The sequence below is a fragment of the Parasphingorhabdus sp. genome (assembly GCF_965233695.1).
Taxonomy (GTDB): Bacteria; Pseudomonadota; Alphaproteobacteria; order Sphingomonadales; family Sphingomonadaceae; genus Parasphingorhabdus.
Genome location: NZ_OZ247497.1, coordinates 1176387 through 1195885 on the forward strand (window position 1 = coordinate 1176387; position 19499 = coordinate 1195885).

Genomic DNA, 19499 nt, shown 5'->3' on the forward strand with positions numbered 1-19499 from the left:
GATGAACGAAGAACGCAAAATAGTGGTCGAAGAAGTCGACAGCGTGGAAAAGCCACCCTTGGCAAAAGTCGAGGACGCGGTTGAAGAAAAGCCCGCGCCTGTAATGGCCCCTTCGCCCTATGAGGCCGAAAGCGATGTCAGCAAGCTAAACCGCAAGCGCGATTATCTCGAAGGTTTTCTGGCTCAGCAACCCACCGAAACACCGGCGGGTGAAGCGGGCGGCGATCTTTATGAAGCCGTCATTGATACCTTGAAGTCGATTTATGACCCTGAGATTCCAGTGAATATTTATGACCTTGGTCTGATTTACGGCGTGGAGATTACGCCTGATAATCACGCGATTGTCACCATGACTTTGACCACCCCGCATTGCCCGGTGGCCGAGTCCATGCCCGGCGAAATTGAAATGCAGGTCGGCAGTGTTCCCGGTGTTGGCCATAGCGAAGTGAATCTCGTCTGGGACCCGCCATGGGATCCGCAGAAGATGAGCGACGAAGCGAAGCTCGAACTGGGGATGCTATGACGGCAACCGCTACTCTTTCCATGGCGCCGGCAGCGACCGTCATTCGCGCAGACTATGCCAATGCCGATCACGCGGCGGCCATAGTCGAGATGCTGCGCGTCTATGCAATGGACCCGATGGGCGGCGGTGCAGATCTGTCGCCGCAGGTACAGGCTGATCTGGTTCCCGGTCTGGCCGCAACACCGGCGGCATCCTCTGTGCTCGCTTATGTGGGTGACGAGGTAGCGGGACTGGCCAATTTGATGACGACATTTTCGTCCTTTGCCGCCAAGCCGCTGATCAACATTCATGATATAGTGGTCGCCAAAGAATATCGTGGCAGTGGCGTCGGACGCGCGCTGTTTGCAGAGATTGAAACCATGGCCCGGGAAGTGGGCGCCTGCAAAGTAACTCTGGAAGTGCTGGAAGGCAATATGCCGGCCAAGGCGCTTTATGCTTCTCTGGGCTATGGCGATTATCAACTGGACCCGAAAATGGGCAAAGCATTGTTCTGGCAAAAAAGGCTTGAGACATGACCGAAGTAAAAACCAAAACGCGCGAAATCCCCGCAGCGATCATCCTGACGCCCGCGGCCGAGAAACGCATCGCCGACCTGATGGCCAAGGCGCCGGACGATGTGATCGGCGTGAAACTATCCACCCCGCGCAGAGGCTGTTCGGGCCTCGCCTATTCGGTTGATTACATCACCGAGGAAGTGAAATTTGACGAGAAGATCGTCACCCCCGGCGGCGTATTCTATGTCGATGGGCCGAGTGTGCTTTATCTGATCGGGTCCACCATGGACTGGCAGGAAGACGATTTCACCGCAGGCTTTGTGTTCAACAATCCCAATAGCAAAGGCGATTGCGGCTGCGGGGAGAGCTTTACCGTCTGATGGCGAGGACTATCGTCCTGGAAACAGAAATTCCTGCTGCCGTTGAAAAAGTCTGGCAGGAAGTGCGGACGTCCCGGCTTTTGCACTATATAACACGCGGGTTTGTGCGGTTTGTTCCGACGAAAACGAAGCCGTTTCCCGAGACCTGGGTGGAGGGTGAATATCGGGCCTGGCTGTTGCTATTTGGCTTCATTCCCATTGGTTGGCAGATAATAGCCATTGAAGATCAGCCGGCCGAAGGCGAAGTTCGCCGCATCCGCGATAATGGCCGCGGCATGATGATCCGCACTTGGGATCACATGATAGAGATCAGGCCAAGCGGCTTGCAAACGCACTATGCCGACCGGATAACCGTCGACGCAGGAATTTTGACACCACTCGTCGCGATATTCGCAAAGGCATTTTATGCGCATCGTCAAAAGCGCTGGGTACGGCTGGCCGAAAACGGGTTCGATTATGACCGATGACCTGCGGCCTTGCGTGAACCGCTAGAATTCCACGTCGCTCGGATAATCTGTATAAAAATCATTATCGACCGGAAAGTTCGTGAACGACATACCGATCGTATGGTCGAGCGCCTCGACATGGTGCCACCAGCCGACGGGCAGGAACACAGCCTCGCCCGGGCCGATATCGCATTGCCATAGTTTTGGCGCCGCCTCGCCCAGCGCGCGGATATCTTCGGGCGAGGTCCATAAGCTAAAGCAGTGCAGGTGGTTGCGCATATGTGCGGTGTCATAGGCGGCGACCATGGTGACACGCTTGCGCCCCGAAATTTGCAGCAGCAGATTGTTCGTCAGGTCATGATGAAAAGGCGTGATCGTACCCTTTGGCCCCATCCAGAAAAACCCGTCCTGTCCGCCGCTTGATTGGAGCAGCGAAATATCGCCGACATCCTCCCATAAGGGCGCCAGCGCCTGTTTGTTGACCGTGTCATTATAGGCGGTGATGTAGAAATCATTGCTGCTCTCCGTCTGACGGAGCAGGGCGACAAATTCGCTGAATTTCACGTGGCGCTTGTGGTTGTCTTTGGCCATTTCATAATCGTCGCGCGATTGCCGCTGGCCCTGCAGCTCGACAGTTGCATCCCCGATTTTGTCTGCGAAATAATCCAGCGTCCAGCGCTGCATCGCCGGCCAGTGGTCGACCAGCCCGGTTAGTTTTACGGGCAGATTGCGATGGTGGTAGTCGCGGAAAAAGACGTCTGGTTCGATCGTCTGGACGGCAGGAATTTCCGTTCCGTCGCCAGCGTCAGCCCGGTGCAGGCGGCGATAATTGTCCAGCGTCCAATGGCTTTTGCGCAGCCGGTTGCTCACCCGCTTGCCAGCATTGAAAAGCGGATCCTTCATCGCCCGCCCGGCCTCATAAGCGGCGGCCTTCTCGCTATAGCCAGCGGCAATGAAACGGGCAGGCAGGTCATTGATCGGGCATCCATCAAGGATGGCCTGCGCGAGGACTTCGCGCTTATCCGGTTTGGCTTTGGGGGATTTGGCGGCTGTCATGAAAGCGTCATATCAGCGCGAGGTTGCAGAAAAAAGACGGCGGCGTTTAACGCGCTGTCGGCCATTTCCATAATGGTGACTCGTGATCATGGATAACAGTCTCGCCTAATTCCTTGTCCAGCAGCACCTGTGTCGTGCCAGGTTGATCCATCAGCGCATCTACGAGCGTGTCCGAGTGAGAAACGACAATCATTTGGGTGGATTGTGATGCATGTGCAATCAATCGGGCCAATGGCTTGATCAGTTCCGGATGCAAACTTGTTTCCGGTTCGTTGAGTATCATCAATTTCGGTGGCCTCGGAGATAAGAGCGCGGCGATCAGCAAAAGATATCGCAACGTTCCATCCGATAGTTCATGGGCAGCCAGAGTCCGCAACAGTCCCGGTTGCATCATTTCTAGGATAAAACCTGCAGAGGCATCGGATACGCCGATGGAAGCACCTGCAAATGCATCGGCCACGGCAGCATCGAGTTGTTCAGGATCGCCCATTTCACGGATAGTCTGGATGGCTGCTGCCAAGTCATGACCGTTGGAACTGAGAACAGGTGTATAAGTACCAATTTGTGCCCGCCGCGCGGGCGCTGCGGCATCGGTGCGAAAATGATCGTAAAAACGCCAATCGCGCATTTGTTCCCGGGCGATAAGGAGTTCGGCGGCCTCTAAAGGATCGCTGGCGTGAGTCATCATGCTGTCAAAGGGAGCGAGTTGAGTGAATACTTGTTTCCAACTCCCTTCCCGATCACGAATTGTAACACCGGGGCCATTGCGCTTCGCTATAACATTAGCGGGCCTGCAGATTTCTCCCATCCACAAATATTCGGACTTTATCTCAGGGTCCCCAGAAAAGAATGATGGGCCAGTTGCACTTCGCCCCAGATCAATAGCATAACTATAGTCATCTGCACCAAATCCGAGTTTTAGGGATATTGCCTTTTTGCGTATGGTTCCTTGAACGGGCTTTTCACCAGTTTTCATCGCAGGTGAGAAAGATTCCGGTCCGGCCCATAAGGTCGAGGATAGGCCGCCTTCGAGAGCCAGACTTTGGATGATCCGCCCTTGCGCACAATCGGCAAGCAACCGCAAGGCCCGATATAGGCTGGATTTTCCTGCTCCATTCCCGCCACTGATGATGGTGAGATCGCTCAGCGAGAGCTTTATGTCCCGAAGGGACCGATATCCGGAAATGGCGAGCGTACTAATCATGAAACTACTTTGACAGTGAAAGGGATATTTCAAGAACGGCTGAAAGACTGAAAGCTTTCATAACAAAAAACCCCGACGCTTTCACGCCGGGGTCTGAAACTGTCAAACGGGATAAAAATATCCCATTTATCGAAACGCTTAAACCTTCTCGGTCAACTCCGGCACGGCGTTAAACAGATCCGCAACCAGTCCGATATCGGCCACTTGAAAAATCGGAGCGTCTTCGTCCTTGTTGATCGCGACGATTGTCTTGGAGTCTTTCATGCCTGCGAGATGCTGGATCGCGCCGGAAATACCGATGGCGATATAGACTTCTGGAGCGACGATTTTGCCGGTTTGGCCGACTTGATAATCATTGGGGACATAGCCCGCGTCGACCGCAGCGCGTGAAGCACCGATGCCGGCGCCGAGCTTGTCGGCGAGAGGCGTGATGACTTCTTCGAATTTTTCGGCAGAGCCCAGGGCACGGCCGCCCGATACGATGATCTTGGCGGAGGTCAGTTCGGGACGCTCGGACTTGGCGATTTCTTCGCTCACAAATGATGAAAGCCCGGATTCACCGGCGCCGGTCACGCCTTCGATGGATGCGGAGCCGCCTTCGGTGGCGGCCTTGTCAAAGGCCGTACCGCGTACGGTGATGACTTTCTTGGCATCCGATGATTTGACGGTGGCAATCGCGTTGCCCGCGTAAATCGGTCGGGTGAAAGTGTCTTCGCTTTCAACCGAGAGAATGTCCGAAATCTGCATGACGTCGAGCAAGGCAGCAACGCGCGGCGCGATGTTTTTGCCGGTGGTGGTGGCGGGCGCGAGGAACGCGTCATGGCTGTCCATCAGGCTGGCGACCAGAGGCGCGACATTTTCAGCCAATTGATTGGCAAGCGCGGCATCGTCGGCGACATGCACGGTGCTGACACCGGCGACCTTTGCGGCTTGCTCACCAACGCTGGCACAGCCAGAGCCGACGACCAGCGCATGGACTTCGCCCAGTTGCGACGCGGCAGTAACCACGGCCAGCGTCGCATCTTTCATGTTCGTATTGTCATGTTCTACGAGTACAAGAGTCTTCATCAGATGGCTCCTACAGCTTTAAGTTTGGCGACCAGCGCATCCACATCTTCAACCTTTTCACCGGCCTGACGCACGGGCGGTTCGGAAACATTGGTGGTGGTGAGGCGCGGCGAAATATCGACGCCGTAATCAGCCGGTGTTTTCTCATCCATCGGCTTTTTCTTGGCCTTCATGATGTTCGGCAGCGACGCATAGCGTGGCTCGTTGAGGCGCAGGTCGGTGGTGACCACAGCAGGCAAGCTGAGCTTGACCGTCTGCAAACCGCCATCAATTTCGCGCTTTACCTCGACACTGTCGCCATCGACGGAAACGGTGTTGGCGAATGTGCCCTGACCCCAACCGAGCAATGCTGCGAGCATCTGACCGGTTTGGTTTGAATCGTCATCAATCGCCTGCTTGCCGGTGATGACCAGCTTTGGTGCTTCTTCTTCAACGATTTTGGCAAGGATTTTGGCAACGCCCAGTGGCTCGACTTCTGCGTCGGTCATAACCAGGATCGCGCGGTCTGCGCCCATGGCGAGTGCGGTGCGGAGAGTTTCCTGTGCCTTTTGCGGGCCAACCGAAACGGCGATGATTTCTTCCGCCTTACCAGCTTCTTTCAGGCGAATCGCTTCTTCGACAGAAATTTCGTCAAACGGGTTCATCGACATTTTGACATTGGCGAGATCCACGCCGCTGCCGTCGGATTTGACCCGCGGTTTTACATTATAGTCTATGACCCGTTTGACGGGCACCAGGATTTTCATTGCTGTTTCCTTCTTTGTAATATCGCGAACGCCTTAGCTTACGTTCACGTAAACGTCAAATATCGATGGTGCAACGCAACATGACCGCTTTTGCGAACCACGCATAGATGCACTTTGTGACCTATGCCGCGGTTCAGGCGGCGTCTTTTACCTGGGCAACAATTTTCTTCGCCGCATCGCCGAGGTCGTCGGCTGAAACGATCGGCAGACCGCTATTCGCCAAAATTTCCTTGCCCTTCGCGACATTGGTGCCTTCCAGGCGGACCACGAGCGGTACCGACAGATCGACTTCCTTTGCCGCGGTAACAATGCCTTCAGCAATGATATCGCATTTCATGATTCCGCCAAAAATATTGACCAAAATGCCTTCGACAGCCGGATCAGCAAGAATGATCTTGAACGCTGCGGTCACTTTTTCCGTGGTCGCGCCGCCGCCTACATCGAGGAAGTTGGCCGGGAACGCACCGTTAAGCTTGATAATGTCCATAGTGGCCATCGCAAGACCCGCGCCATTGACCATGCAGCCGATATTGCCGTCCAGTTTGATGTAGGCGAGGTCATATTTGGATGCTTCGACTTCTGCCGGATCTTCCTCGGTCACATCGCGCAGTTCGACCAGATTGGGGTGACGCATCAACGCGTTGCCATCAAAGCTCATTTTCGTGTCGAGCACGAGCAGCTGACCGTCTTTGGTTTCGACGAGCGGGTTAATTTCCAGCATCTCGCAATCCATGTCGGTAAACGCGGTATAGAGCTGTTTGCCGAGTTTCTGCGCTTGCTTGTTCAGATCACCCGAAAGACCGAGAGCAAAAGCCATCGACCGGCCATGATGCGGCATAAAGCCTTGCGCGGGATCGATTGTGATCGTCTTGATTTTTTCCGGTGTGTTATGCGCGACATCTTCGATGTCCATGCCGCCTTCGGTGGAGACGATCATCGCGATCCGGCCGCTTGCGCGGTCGACCAGCATGGAGAGATAATATTCTTCCTCAATATCCACGCCATCGGTGACATAGAGCCGGTTGACCTGCTTGCCTTCATCACCGGTCTGGATAGTGACGAGCGTGTTGCCGAGCATTTCCGTCGCATTATCGCGCACGGCGTCGACCGATTTGGAGAGGCGCACGCCGCCGCTGGCATCTGGCCCCAATTCCTTGAACTTGCCCTTGCCGCGTCCGCCGGCATGGATTTGCGCTTTGACCACATAGAGCGGTCCGGGCAGTTTCTCGGCTGCTGCTACGGCTTCTTCAACGGTCAGGGCCGCGTGGCCTGCAGGAATGCCAATGCCATATTTGGCGAGTTCTTCTTTGGCCTGATATTCATGGATGTTCATGGGACGGTGCAGCGCCTTTCTTATATCTTCGGTTAGCGAGTCTTGTGCAGGGCTAAAGCACAGTCAGGTGGGGATTTCCACCCTGATTTATGATATTTGTTGCTTCTCCAGACAGCTATGTAAAGATAGGCTTCCCGCGATTTCCGCTCCCCCTTTGGCGAAAGAGGTTACTCGATGACTTGCAAAGGCCTGCTAAGCGGTATTTTCATGTCGCTGACCGCGATTTTGTTACCTCTCGGCGATACAGTATCGGCCTCGGAAAAGGACGATATCGAAAGCTATCAAAAATTTGGCGCCTTTCTGTCTGACTTTCGCAAGGGGCAATCCATTCGGGCGCTGACCGCCGTAATTGTCAAAGACGGCGAAATAGTCTGGGAACAGGCTTTGGGAACATCGGATGACGAGGGCGATGTTCCGGCGACAATAGACACGACTTTCGGGATTGCGTCGGTCACGAAACCCATTGCCGCAACCGCGATTTTGGCGGAAGCCGAGAAGGGCGGACTCTTTCTCGATTGGCTCTTGGCCAACGACCCGCGCTGGGCAGATTTTTGCGGATGGTTTTCAGCCTCCGGCATTCCCTTTGGCGGCGGCGGCCAAGACAGTGATGGAACCGTTATCGAACCGGTGGACTGCACCCGCAAATTGTCGCTATCGGACAGCCTCAACATGCGGGTCAATGGCGCGGCAGGATCGGCCTTCGTTTACAATCCGATGACCTATGCGCGCATTGATCGCGCTATTGAAGGCGCAGGTGGACGGCCGTTGCGCGCGATTGTTCGGGACAATGTCCTGAAAAAGGCGGGCATGGAAAATGTCGCGCTGGGATGGCATGATCCGGAAGGGGGCTCAGCGCTCCGGCTGCTGGCACCGCCATTTACCGTTCAGGAGGATGGCCGCGATGTTAAGGCCAGTCATTCGGATGATGACTTTCGCGCGGCTGCTGGCATCAGAGCCAGCGCGAGACATATCGCCCAGTTTGATATCGCGCTCGATTCCGGAAAACTGCTTTCGGCTGAATGGATGGGGCGGATATTCTCTGACGACAAACTGCCGCCGCGCGGGGATTATCGCTGGGGCTGGTTTGCACAAGACCGGCAGGGTAAGCGGCTCTATTGGCATTCGGGATGGGAGCCGGATCGCTATTCCGCCATCTATCTCAAAATACCGGATAAGAGGCTCACCCTTATCGTGCTGGCAAATAACGAAAATCTCTGGTGGGGCAATCCTTTGACTGCGGCGGAGATTCACAATAGTCCGGTTGTGGCGAAATTCCTCATGGAATTTGTCACGCCATAAGCGGATATTGTTATCTATTTGACGGCGCAGACCAGTCCCGAAGAGGTAACAACACCCAGTATTTCGGGATCTTGCAGGGCTTTGGTTCGCTTTACAAACTCATTGACGCTGATATCCCCGGCATTGCGTTTGCGCAGTTTGTCGAGGCGGCTGAGCTTGTCCAACTGCGCATAGGATAGCCGATCCACCATCCGGTCTGCCATACAGCTTGCGATTGGTTTGGACAGTCCCGCGCTCATCAATCCGTTGCGCACCCGGGTTTCGGGCGTCGTGCAGGCGGCCAGACACGCGATCAGCGCTAGTCCGGCCGCATATTGCATCTTGCTCATGCTTTTGTTTTCGCCAGTTCGATCGCGTCCATCACGACCTGACGGGCTTCCTCGGCATCGCCCCATTTGCCGACACGGACCCATTTTTCGGGCTCCAGGTCTTTGTAATGGGTGAAGAAATGCTCGATTTGCTGCATCACGATCTCGGGCAGATCACCACCTTCGCCAATGGCGCGATAATAAGGGAATGTTGCATCAATCGGGACGCAAAGCAGTTTTTCGTCGCCGCCATGCTCGTCTTCCAGATTCAATACCGCAATCGGCCGGCAACGCACAACACAGCCCGGCATGAAGGGCGAGCGCGCCACGACCAGCGCATCCAGCGGATCGCCATCGGGGGACAAGGTATGCGGAATGAAGCCGTAATTGGCGGGATAGCGCATCGGTGTGTGGAGGATGCGGTCGACGAACAGTGCTCCGGATGCCTTGTCAAATTCATATTTAACCGGTTCGCCGCCCACCGGAACTTCGATTATGACGTTGAGGCTTTCCGGCGGGTTATCGCCGATAGGAATTTTGGTGATGTCCATAGGGTATCGGGTCCTATTATCTGGTTTTTGGCTCTAAAAGCCGGTCAATGCCCCCTTCAGCTTGGCCACCCTCTCCAGCGGTTGCATCCGCAATAATCTTTTCGAGGTGCGGATAGCGAAGCCCGCCTGAATAATCGACCAAAAAATTGCTATATTGGTCGTCATTCTTCGCGAATATCTCGATTTTATTCATTTGCCCGCGATTTTCCTCGATCGCCTGGGTCAACATTTCGGCGGTATAGGCCTTGCCGTTTACTGCAGTGATAGTGAGGCCGTTTTTAAGGCCCGCCCTAAACGCCGGACCGTCCCACATCACCGCTTTGACAACGCCCTTGTCACTTACCACCATGCCAATCGAGTGACTGAGATCCAGCTGTTTGCGGCGTTTATCGTTGGCGCGGATAAAATCGCTCTGCGTGGCATTATAGACCAGTTTATAACCCCCCAGCGCCAGGCCATTTTTGGGTGCTTCGGCAGTTGTCTGATAGACCCGTTCCCGGATGAACCCAGCCCAGTCATATGGTTGCACCGCGTCAAGTGCCGCGATCACATCGGGCAGTTCATAGGTAACGACGCCATAGTCGCCATTCTTGCCCTTGAAAAAGCTCCGGGCAAAATCTTCGAGCGATTTCTCGCCTTCCGATTCGCGGCGGATAATGCCATCGACCTCCAGCCAGATGAGCAGGCCTTCGTTATAATAGTCTTCCTGCCGCTGCCAGCTGCTCCACGGTTTGGGTTTGCGCGCGGCAATAATCGGATCATGAGTTGTGTCGATCAGCGGGCGCCAAAGGCGGCCCACGCGGAGATCCATACCCGCCGCGATGGCCGCAAAGGCATCCAGCGTGTCCTGTTTGGAATAGAGGCCGGAACGCGCACCAAGAACATAGCCCCAGAACTGCGACTGCCCCTCATAGATCCAAAGCAGGCTGTCGCGCATCGGTTCACGGAAATCGGGCGTCCACATGCCGGCGGGGCGGCGATATTTGCCGTTCCAGCTATGGACAATTTCGTGCGGCAACAGGTTGCGGCGACCGGGGCCATCATCCCATTTGGTAAAATATTCGCGGTTCACACCATTTTCCGAGGAGCGATGATGCTCAATTCCAATACTGCCCATTTCCTCGGTCAGCGCGAGCAGGAAATCATAGCGGTCATAGGGATGGCTGTCGAACAGCGCCTCGGCTTCGCGCACCAGTTTGCTATGTTTGGCAATGTGCGATTTATTGGGTTTGAGATATTTTGCATCGTCCGCGACGATATTCAGGTGCACGCGGCGACTCAGCCGGTGGGACTGGAAATTTTTACCGGCAAAGACGGGGCTGTCGATCAGCGTGTCATAATCTGTCTTCTGATAAACCACGCGATTGAGATTATCTGTGTTGGGTTGCCGCGCTAAAGGCCGCATCGCGCTGGCCGCTTGCCAGCCGGCGGGATAAATAGCGGTCGCTTCGACCGGGATTTGGCGGACATAATAGCCCGCGGGATACAGGGAAACCTGATGCCAGCGCAGGTTCAACATCGATGGCGCCATGACAATGCGGCCTTGACTGCTGGTGGTGGCCGAGGTGAATTGGAATTTGGCGGTAATTTCCGACACGCCTTCGGGCACGTTCAGATGAAAGGCGTACACATCGATATCATCACGGACCCAATCGATCTTTTGGCCATTGGCGGTAAATTCCAGCGCCGCCAGCTTTTCAATCTCGCCGCGCGGGGCGTGATTGCCGGGCAGCCATTCGGGATAAAGCAGGGTTAATTTGCCAGCCTTGGCAACCGGAATAACCTGCGTTACGCGGAATACGCCCTGCTGGTTATCGCGGGCATCGACCTCCAGCCGCATGGTGCCGGGGAAGGGGATGTCCTGCGCTGTCGGGATCGTATCTTCCGCCGCAACATAGGTCGGCTTGCTCAGATTCTCCGGCATGGCAGCTGAGGCGGCGGTGACAGGCGAAACGAAAGACAGGACCGAAAACAGGCCCAAAAATGCAACCAGACGCATACTCACTCATTCCCCTGTAACGTGGCTTTTGTGCTGAATGACGCTTTTTAGCGGCTGCGTCCAGAGGGCGGAGAAGAAAAAGCGTGCGTTTTGGCGATAGAAAATAAGCCATCTTTCGCTTTTGCGCAGCACCGGCTAAAGCGCGCTCAGGACAAAAGGGCAAACATGGCAAAGATACAGACACCGCAACCCGTTCGCGGCACGCAGGATATATTTGGCGAGGACCAGGAACGTTTCCAGCATGTGGTGGAGACGTTCGAGCGCGTTCGGCGGCTTTACGGGTTCAAGGGCGTGCAGATGCCGGTGTTTGAGCCCACTTCCGTCTTTGCGCGGTCCCTGGGTGAAACCACCGATGTCGTGTCGAAGGAAATGTACAGTTTTGAAGACCGCGGCGGTGACAGCCTGACTCTGCGTCCCGAATTTACCGCCGGTATCAGCCGCGCCTTTCTGACCAACGGCTGGCAGCAGCATATGCCGTTGAAGCTGTCCACGCACGGTCCCTTGTTCCGCTATGAGCGCCCGCAAAAGGGCCGCTATCGGCAGTTTCACCAGCTCGATGCCGAAATTATTGGCGCAGGTGAAGCGGCAGCCGATGTCGAATTGCTGTGTTTTGCCGATCAGCTTTTGAAGGAGCTGGGCATAGCCGATGGCGTGACCTTGCAGCTCAATACCTTGGGCGATGCCGAGAGCCGAGATGCCTGGCGGGACGCGCTGGTCGCGCATTTTCAGGCGCACAAGGCGAATCTGTCCAAGGATAGCCAGGACCGGCTGGAGCGCAATCCGCTGCGGATATTGGACAGCAAAGAGCGGCAGGACCGCCCGATTGCCGACAGCGCGCCGGATATTGACGCCTATCTGTCGAGCGAAGCGAAGGAATTTTTTGCCGAGGTCACCGAAGGACTGGATGCCTGCGGCGTGGCGTGGGAGCGCAACAGCCGGCTGGTGCGCGGGCTCGACTATTATCGCCACACCGCGTTTGAATTTGTGACTGACCGGTTGGGCGCGCAGGGTACTGTGCTGGCCGGTGGGCGTTATGATGGCTTGATTGAATCGCTCGGCGGGCCTGCAACCCCCGCTGTGGGTTGGGCCGCCGGGATTGAACGGCTGGGGATGTTGCTTGCCGATGTTCCTGCTAACCCAATAGAATTAGCGATTTTGCCGATGGGTGAGACGGCCTCAGCCAAAGCCCTGTCCGTGGCAAGTGAACTTCGCGGGTCACAATTTTCGGCAGAAATTTTCGGCAGCGGCAAATTCAAAAAGCGCATGGCGCGGGCCAATCAGATCGGCGCATTGGCTGTCATTATCATCGGCGAAGATGAACTGGCGTCCGGTAACGTGCAGTTTAAAAACCTTGCGACGGGCGAGCAGACCGAACTGGATGTCGCGGCCGTCATAGAAAAGATGTGGGACCTCAGGTTTTCTGAAGACCTCGATAAACTTGACGCCAATCTGACAGATTTGGAGCAAGAAGTCGCGCAATTGGGAGAGGCCGATTGACCACCATAACCCCCCAACGCATCGCCCAGATCGAAGCGCGTTTTGCCGAGCTGCAGGCGATGATGGCCTCTGGCAATCTCGACGGCGATAAATTTGTCGAGACGTCCAAGGAATATGCCGAGATCGAACCGGTTGCGAACGCGGCTGCCGAGGTAAAGCGCCTGCGTGATGAGCAGGCAGGGCTCGAAGAAATGCTCGCCGGTGATGATGCCGAGATGAAAGCCATGGCGGCGGACGAGGTGGATGACGTCAAGAAAGCGCTGGAAAAGGCGGAACTTGCGCTCGCCTTGCAATTGCTGCCCAAGGATGCGGCGGATGAACGCCCTGCGATGCTGGAAATTCGCGCCGGCACCGGCGGCGATGAAGCGGCGCTTTTCGCGGGCGATCTTTACCGCATGTACAGCCGCTTTGCCGACGAACAGGGCTGGAAGATAGAACTGATCTCCGCCAATGCGTCGGAGGTTGGCGGTTTCAAGGAGGTTGTCGCCAATATTCAGGGCAAGGGCGTGTTCGCCAAGCTCAAATTCGAATCCGGCGTCCACCGGGTCCAGCGCGTGCCGGAAACCGAGAGTGGCGGACGCATACACACCTCTGCCGCCACCGTTGCGGTCCTGCCCGAACCCGAAGAAGTCGATGTCGATATCCGCACCGAAGACCTGCGCATCGACACCTATCGGGCCAGCGGTGCAGGCGGTCAGCACGTCAACAAGACCGACAGCGCGATTCGCATCACCCATCTGCCCACAGGCCTGGTTGTGCAATGTCAGGACGGCAAATCACAGCACAAGAACAAGGCGCAGGCGATGAAAGTACTCGCCGCGCGGCTCTACGAACAGGAGCGCGCAGCCGTGGCGAGCGAAGAGGCCGATGCCCGCAAGGCCATGGTCGGCTCCGGCGACCGCTCCGAACGCATTCGCACCTATAATTATCCGCAAGGCCGGGTGACCGATCACCGGATCAACCTGACCCTGCACAAGCTGCCCGAAATCGTCGAAGGCGGCGCGCTCGGCGAGATGGTCGATGCTCTGATCGCCGAGGATGAAGCCAGCCGCCTCGCCAATCTGGATGGGTGATAGACAACAACAAACCCCTCCCCTTCAGGGGAGGGGCAAGGGGTGGGGCCTATCGAAGGCCGAACTGGCGGTGCAACATGGTCGCGCCAAAGAGATGCGGGCAAATCCTACAGAGCCCGAAAAGAGATTATGGCGATCGCTCTCGAATTCGCAACTCAGTGGCTTCAAATTCCGACGGCAAGCTGTTGTTAGCCGTTATATTGCAGATTTTTTATGCCCGCAAAAAAGGCTCGTTGTCGAGATTGACGGCGACACGCATGATGCGGATCATGACTCAAAGCGGGATCAGCAGCTGAGGCGACTTGGTTATGAAACGCTGCGCTTCTCTAACGATGACGTGATGAAAAACGTGGAAGGTGTACTGGAGCAAATTCTGGATCATCTGCAGAAACTGGACCAGCCCGACGGCTATGCGCCCCACCCCAACCCCTCCCCTGAAGGGGAGGGGCTTTCTCTGGCGTTGCAGCAAGCAGCGCAGGCATTGGAAGCGGTCAGCGACACACCGCGTCTCGATGCGGAATTGCTGATGGCGCATGCTCTGGGCATGAACCGGCAGGATTTGCTTCTCCATCTGCCAAAACTCGATGTTCCCGATGGCTTTTCCGCTCTGCTGGAGCGCCGTAAGGCGCATGAGCCGGTGGCGCATATTGTCGGCGAGCGGGAGTTTTGGAGCTTGCCGTTTCAGGTATCGTCCGATGTGCTGATCCCGCGTCCCGATAGCGAAATATTGATCGAAACCGCCGTGCAATGGGGCGCCGGGCATCGGCCGAACATGATTCTCGATCTCGGTACGGGCAGCGGGGCGCTGTTGCTCGCGGCTTTGTCCGAATTTCCCGAAGCGCGCGGCGTCGGGATGGATGCCAGTGCGCCGGCGCTGGCCATGGCGCATAATAACGCTGATCGGCTGGAATTGAGTGACCGGGCGCGTTTCCTGTTGCAGGACTGGACGGCCGCAAATTGGACGCAATCTCTCGGCGGCCCCTTTGATCTGATTCTCGCCAATCCGCCTTATGTTTCGACAAAGGCGAAATTATCCAGGGAAGTGACGGACTATGAGCCGCATGCCGCGCTGTTCGCCGGGGCGGAGGGGATGGATGACTATCATATCATCATTCCGGCTCTGGACGCATTATTGGCGGAAAACGGTGCCGCGCTGTTGGAAATCGGATTTGATCAGGCCGAGCCTGTCACGAAATTGGCGGAAAAACATCGTTATGCCGTTGAATGTAAACAGGATTTGGGCGGCAATGACCGGTTGCTGATATTGCGCCGCGCGCCCGCCTGATAGAATTTGCTTGGTTTTGGCTTATGAAGGCGCTAAGGATGTTTCAGGCCCAGATGATTTCTGGCAATATCCCTAAAATCGCTGGCCTACCCCCATATAGATAATATTGCTGATGTCCGGCGATCATTTATCTTTTTTGGGTTGCTGCAGGTCATTTGATCTGGGGCACGGGCACTGCCTTTGTGGCAGGAAAATAACAGGAAAGACCGAGTTTATTAACGGTATAAGGACACCCAGAATTTGATGAATAATCGTCAGGCCGGCGGCCGTCGCCGTGGCCGGAACAACAATAGCAATCGCAATCAGAGCAATCGTGGTGGTGGCGGTGCCGATCGGGATAACCGGATCGACAATCGTGCGCGCGGCAATGCAGCCCAGATGCTCGATAAATACAAGAAAATGGCGCAGGATGCACAGGTCAATGGCGACCGCGTTAACGCCGAATATTATCACCAATTTGCCGACCATTATTTCCGCGTCAATGCGGATACCCAGGCGCGCCGTGAAGAGCAGCGTCTGGCCCGCGAAGAACAGCAGCGCGGTCAAAATACAGACCGTAATGATGGTCGCGATGACAGGGACGAGCAGCAAGACGGCGAACGTGAGGATCGTAGCTCACGTGGACGCCAGCAACGCGACCGCGGACCGAGAGCGGATGCCGAGAATGAGGAAGCTGCCGCATCAGCAGATCAGGACTCTGAAAAAGCAGAAGCGCCGGTCAAGAAAACACCTGTCCGGGCTCGTCGTCCGCGTAAACCCGCCGATGTGGCTGCAGAAAGCAATGGCGAACCAAACGGACTGGATGTCAGCGCTCTACCACCGGCCATTTCGATCAAACCGGATGATGATGAGGTTGAAGTCGAAAAGAAACCTGTGCGCAAACGGCGCACCGTAAAGGCCAAAGCAGCCGAAGAAGGCGACGCGGCTTAAACTATACGGGTTGCGCGGATAGAGCGGCCTTTAGCCAGTCCGGCAGAGCAAAGCCCGTAATATCGTCGACTCGGCGATGTTCGATGGACAGTCCAAGATCGGGATAGGCCACGCGCTGGCGTTTTTCATCGGCCTGATCAAGCGGCACGACGACCAGTCGGCGATTGACCTTTTGCCGGTAGTTCATCCGCGCGGTGTTTTCCTGACCGACATAGCAGCCTTTGGTGAAGCTGACGCCGTTCAGTTCCGTGGCATTGCATTCCAGCCATAAAGTCTTGTCGCTGCCCAGTTCGGCCTGACCCTCGGTCACGCCCAGGGAAAGGCGGTGGGCTTTATAGGCCGCATCAACGCTTTCCTCTTTTTGGCTGTCGTCGAACCAGCGATAGCCCAAGAGCGATAGCCGCGGATCAGCGGGCTTCCCTTCTGCTTCGCGAGACCAGTGTACGGTGAGACTTGCGTCTATCTCAATGCCGATCTTGCGGCGCAGACGATAGAGTTTGAGACGCCTGGCCAAGGCTTCGGCATGGTCCTTTTCACAGTCGATCAGGATGTCGTCGCCATCGGCCCACAGGAAAAAGTCGAACAGCACTTTGCCTTGCGCCGTAAGCAACGCAGACCATGAAGGCGCACCCGGCTGGACTGCCTGCATATCCTGTGTAACGAGTCCCTGAAGGAACTCGCGACAATCCTCGCTATTATCCGTTGCAGATATGCGGATCACCGCGCGTTCATTTAGTCTGGTTTCGGTCATGCAGATTAGGTAGGGACGCTGAGCATTAAAAGAAAGCCCGAACCATGAATCAATCGCCAGACCAGATCACCATCCGTCAGCCGGATGACTGGCATGTCCATCTGCGCGATGGGGATATGCTGAGGTCCGTGGCCAATTATACGGCGCGGCAATTTGCCCGCGCGATCGTCATGCCCAATCTGTCACCGCCCGTGACGGACAGCGCAAGCGCGGCTGCCTATAGGGACAGGATTTTGGCGGCTGTTCCGGATCATGCAGGATTCACCCCGCTGATGACCTGTTATCTGACCGATACGTCGGATGCGGTGGACATTGTGAAAGGCTTTGAAGGCGGCGTTTTCACTGCGGCCAAACTTTATCCCGCCAATGCCACCACCAACAGCGCCCATGGGGTGACCGATGTCGCCAATATCATGCCGGTGCTGGAGCGGATGCAGGATATCGGCATGCCGCTGCTCATTCATGGCGAAGTTACCGATGCCGATGTCGATGTGTTCGACCGGGAAGCTGTATTTATCGAGCGCACCCTGTCCAAAATTGTCGATCAATTGCCGGAACTGAAAGTGGTGTTCGAGCATATCACCACGGCCGACGCGGTTGATTTTGTGAATGCCGCCGGCCCCAATGTCGGTGCGACGATCACACCGCAACATCTCCACATCAACCGCAATGCGATGTTTCAGGGCGGCATAAGGCCGCATTCCTATTGCCTGCCAGTGGCCAAACGCGAACAGCACCGGCTGGCCTTGCGCAAAGCGGCGACGTCGGGATCGCCGAAATATTTCCTCGGTACGGACAGCGCGCCCCATGAAATTCATGCCAAGGAATCCGCCTGTGGTTGTGCCGGTATTTTCAACGCGCCCTATGCGCTGGAAAGCTATGCCACCGTTTTTGAAGAAGAAGGCGCGCTCGACAAGCTCGAAGGTTTTGCCTCGGAACATGGCCCCAATTTCTATGGCCTGCCGCTCAATGAGGGGACGGTGACCTTGCAGCGTTCGACGACGATTGTACCGGAAACTATCGAGGCGGGCGGGGCGACTATCGTTCCGTTTCACGCGGGGCAGGAATTGCGTTGGCAGATTGTCGGGTAGGGGAACTAGGCCGCAGCCGTTTTCTTGTTGGCGCCGCCGAAAATCGCGTCGGCGGAGAATATCGCCAGGCTGATCCAGATCAGCATGAAGCAGATGATATGCGATGTCGTGAGCGGCTCTTTGTAGAGAAATACACCGATCAGAAATTGCAATGTCGGCGCAATATATTGCGTTAGTCCAATGGTGCTGAACTTCATTTTCTTGACCGCCGCAGCAAATAGCATCAGCGGCGTGGCCGTGACTATTGCACCGCCCAGCAGCAGTATATCGATGGTGAGATTGTCACCAAGATGCGTGGTTGTGGTCGGCGTTGTGGTACCAAAAGTGATCCAGCCGATAAACAGCAGGAAAGGCAAAAGCAGATAGCTCGTCTCCACAGTCAGCCCGACGATTGGACCGACATCAGTAACTTTGCGGACCAAGCCATATAACCCCCATGACCCCGCCAGTGCGAGACTGATCCACAGGGTCTGCCATGCCTCCATCGCGAGGATGGAAACACCAATGGCGGCTATGCCGACAGCGATCCATTGGTTGCGACTCAGCTTTTCCTTGAGGAAGATGTTAGCGAGAAAAACGCTGAGCAATGGGCTGATGAAATAGCCGAGGCTAGCTGCGAGAATGTGGTCTTCCTGAATGGCCCAGACATAGACGAGCCAGTTAACGGTAATGAGCAGGGCGGTCGCCAGCAAGGGCCCCCGTATTTTTGCTTCTGCCCAAGCGGCGCGCAGACCGGATAGATTTTTACGGAAATAGAGGATGATCAAAAGAACCGGCACCGACCAAACAATCCGGTGGGCAACGACTTCGAGCGGGGCAACACTCTCTAACAGCTTGAAATAAATTGGCATTACACCCCAGATGCAGCACGCAAGAAGCGCCTGTAAGAGCCCCAGTCGGCTGGTGGATGCTTGGCCTGTCATGCTATTGCGCCTAGGCCCGGGCCGATGGGGTGGCAATATAAATTAGTTTGGGGCGTTGATAATTATGCTGTCCTACACGGTCGCACTTGGGTTATGTTTCGGTCGATGAATGGGACAGGATCTTGTTGGACAGCTTCAGGCACGGGCTCAGCTTGTCGCCGAAGGCAAACGGTTCGACAGAATTTCACCACGATTTTGCGCATAATTTGTCGAATTTCGCAGACGGCTTTCAGACCAGTTGGCTACGCCGTGCAGAAAGGGATCAGATAATACCGCCGCCGATCCAGAGGCGGAAAGCACATATGGCCATGACGATCAGGCAGAAATACATGCCGCTGCTGCGCGAAGATATCAGGCCGAAAAGGGCGCCGACACCAGCAATGGGTAAAATCAGCCAGTTGGTCCAGCCGAGAAGGGGAACAAGTCCGACAAAAGCCAAAATAAGGGCGATGCCGCCGATGAGTATAGAGATTAGATTAGCCATAACTGTATTATAGGCATAGTGCACCAGTTTTGCAAGTGTTTCTATGCAGATAAACCTA

General features: G+C 55.7%; 21 protein-coding genes. 10 read left to right on the forward strand and 11 right to left on the reverse strand.

All coding sequences use genetic code 11. The features are described from left to right. Window position 1: 1 nt before the first annotated feature. The 4 genes from ACO6S1_RS05505 to ACO6S1_RS05520 are packed head-to-tail and all read left to right on the forward strand — an operon-like array spanning window position 2 to window position 1864. Complete coding sequence (locus ACO6S1_RS05505) at window positions 2–523, forward strand: SUF system Fe-S cluster assembly protein (protein WP_422346145.1); 522 nt, start codon at window positions 2–4, stop codon at window positions 521–523. Continuing rightward, entirely contained in the window at window positions 520–1038 is a 519-nt protein-coding gene (locus tag ACO6S1_RS05510; protein WP_422345318.1) for a GNAT family N-acetyltransferase, read from the forward strand. Before ACO6S1_RS05505 ends, ACO6S1_RS05510 begins: the two co-directional genes overlap by 4 nt. Further along, window positions 1035–1397: a HesB/IscA family protein gene (locus ACO6S1_RS05515; protein WP_422345319.1), complete on the forward strand. Its 363-nt coding sequence runs from the start codon at window positions 1035–1037 to the stop codon at window positions 1395–1397. Before ACO6S1_RS05510 ends, ACO6S1_RS05515 begins: the two co-directional genes overlap by 4 nt. Further along, window positions 1397–1864: a hypothetical protein gene (locus ACO6S1_RS05520; protein WP_422345320.1), complete on the forward strand. Its 468-nt coding sequence runs from the start codon at window positions 1397–1399 to the stop codon at window positions 1862–1864. The genes ACO6S1_RS05515 and ACO6S1_RS05520 overlap by 1 nt, the downstream gene beginning before the upstream one ends. A 21-nt stretch (window positions 1865–1885) precedes the next feature. Here ACO6S1_RS05520 and ACO6S1_RS05525 read toward each other — a convergent pair whose 3' ends face one another. The 5 genes from ACO6S1_RS05525 to sucC form a co-directional block, all read right to left on the reverse strand. Next, on the reverse strand, window positions 1886–2899 hold the full coding sequence (locus tag ACO6S1_RS05525; RefSeq protein WP_422345321.1) for a cupin-like domain-containing protein: 1014 nt from the start codon (window positions 2897–2899) through the stop codon (window positions 1886–1888). Between the two features lie 46 nt (window positions 2900–2945). Further along, window positions 2946–4103 (reverse strand): AAA family ATPase, encoded by a 1158-nt coding sequence (locus ACO6S1_RS05530; protein ID WP_422345322.1) that lies wholly within the window; start codon window positions 4101–4103, stop codon window positions 2946–2948. A gap of 138 nt (window positions 4104–4241) precedes the next feature. Continuing rightward, entirely contained in the window at window positions 4242–5171 is a 930-nt protein-coding gene (locus ACO6S1_RS05535; protein ID WP_422345323.1) for an electron transfer flavoprotein subunit alpha/FixB family protein, read from the reverse strand. After that, window positions 5171–5917 (reverse strand): electron transfer flavoprotein subunit beta/FixA family protein, encoded by a 747-nt coding sequence (locus ACO6S1_RS05540; RefSeq protein ID WP_422345324.1) that lies wholly within the window; start codon window positions 5915–5917, stop codon window positions 5171–5173. Before ACO6S1_RS05540 ends, ACO6S1_RS05535 begins: the two co-directional genes overlap by 1 nt. 133 nt (window positions 5918–6050) lie before the next feature. Beyond that, complete coding sequence (gene sucC / locus ACO6S1_RS05545; RefSeq protein WP_422345325.1) at window positions 6051–7250, reverse strand: ADP-forming succinate--CoA ligase subunit beta; 1200 nt, start codon at window positions 7248–7250, stop codon at window positions 6051–6053. A 174-nt stretch (window positions 7251–7424) separates the two neighbouring features. Between sucC and ACO6S1_RS05550 the strand changes: the two genes are divergently transcribed. Next, window positions 7425–8549 carry a serine hydrolase domain-containing protein gene (locus ACO6S1_RS05550; RefSeq protein WP_422345326.1) on the forward strand — a complete coding sequence of 375 codons (1125 nt, stop codon included), beginning with the start codon at window positions 7425–7427 and terminating at the stop codon, window positions 8547–8549. 14 nt (window positions 8550–8563) lie between these two features. Here the strand turns inward: ACO6S1_RS05550 and ACO6S1_RS05555 are convergent, their stop codons facing one another. From ACO6S1_RS05555 to ACO6S1_RS05565, 3 genes are read right to left on the reverse strand one after another with little or no spacing between them, the layout of a single operon-like run. Further along, window positions 8564–8878 (reverse strand): hypothetical protein, encoded by a 315-nt coding sequence (locus ACO6S1_RS05555; protein ID WP_422345327.1) that lies wholly within the window; start codon window positions 8876–8878, stop codon window positions 8564–8566. Beyond that, entirely contained in the window at window positions 8875–9408 is a 534-nt protein-coding gene (gene ppa, locus ACO6S1_RS05560) for an inorganic diphosphatase (RefSeq protein WP_422345328.1), read from the reverse strand. The genes ACO6S1_RS05555 and ppa overlap by 4 nt, the downstream gene beginning before the upstream one ends. A 16-nt stretch (window positions 9409–9424) precedes the next feature. Then, entirely contained in the window at window positions 9425–11407 is a 1983-nt protein-coding gene (locus ACO6S1_RS05565; protein ID WP_422346146.1) for a M61 family metallopeptidase, read from the reverse strand. A gap of 165 nt (window positions 11408–11572) precedes the next feature. Here ACO6S1_RS05565 and hisS point away from each other — a divergent pair, with 165 nt between their 5' ends. The 4 genes from hisS to ACO6S1_RS05585 all read left to right on the forward strand — a co-directional run bounded on the left by hisS (window position 11573) and on the right by ACO6S1_RS05585 (window position 16192). Continuing rightward, a complete protein-coding gene (gene hisS / locus ACO6S1_RS05570) occupies window positions 11573–12904 on the forward strand; it encodes a histidine--tRNA ligase (RefSeq protein ID WP_422345329.1) in 1332 nt (443 codons plus the stop codon). Continuing rightward, the gene (prfA, locus tag ACO6S1_RS05575) at window positions 12901–13977 is read left to right on the forward strand and encodes a peptide chain release factor 1 (RefSeq protein ID WP_422345330.1); all 1077 of its coding nucleotides are present in this window, start codon (window positions 12901–12903) and stop codon (window positions 13975–13977) included. Before hisS ends, prfA begins: the two co-directional genes overlap by 4 nt. After that, a complete protein-coding gene (gene prmC / locus ACO6S1_RS05580) occupies window positions 13970–15262 on the forward strand; it encodes a peptide chain release factor N(5)-glutamine methyltransferase (RefSeq protein ID WP_422345331.1) in 1293 nt (430 codons plus the stop codon). The genes prfA and prmC overlap by 8 nt, the downstream gene beginning before the upstream one ends. A 243-nt stretch (window positions 15263–15505) precedes the next feature. Beyond that, window positions 15506–16192 (forward strand): DUF4167 domain-containing protein, encoded by a 687-nt coding sequence (locus tag ACO6S1_RS05585; RefSeq protein ID WP_422345332.1) that lies wholly within the window; start codon window positions 15506–15508, stop codon window positions 16190–16192. Between the two features lies 1 nt (window position 16193). Here the strand turns inward: ACO6S1_RS05585 and ACO6S1_RS05590 are convergent, their stop codons facing one another. After that, window positions 16194–16943, reverse strand: a complete 750-nt coding sequence (locus ACO6S1_RS05590) for a YgfZ/GcvT domain-containing protein (RefSeq protein ID WP_422345333.1) — start codon at window positions 16941–16943, stop codon at window positions 16194–16196. Window positions 16944–16987: 44 nt separating this feature from the next. Between ACO6S1_RS05590 and pyrC the strand changes: the two genes are divergently transcribed. Continuing rightward, complete coding sequence (gene pyrC, locus ACO6S1_RS05595) at window positions 16988–18034, forward strand: dihydroorotase (RefSeq protein WP_422345334.1); 1047 nt, start codon at window positions 16988–16990, stop codon at window positions 18032–18034. A gap of 5 nt (window positions 18035–18039) precedes the next feature. On the opposite strand, the gene rarD is transcribed toward pyrC, so the two are convergent. Continuing rightward, the gene (rarD, locus tag ACO6S1_RS05600; RefSeq protein WP_422345335.1) at window positions 18040–18957 is read right to left on the reverse strand and encodes an EamA family transporter RarD; all 918 of its coding nucleotides are present in this window, start codon (window positions 18955–18957) and stop codon (window positions 18040–18042) included. Window positions 18958–19219: 262 nt separating this feature from the next. Then, entirely contained in the window at window positions 19220–19441 is a 222-nt protein-coding gene (locus ACO6S1_RS05605) for a hypothetical protein (protein WP_422345336.1), read from the reverse strand. Window positions 19442–19499: the final 58 nt, after the last annotated feature.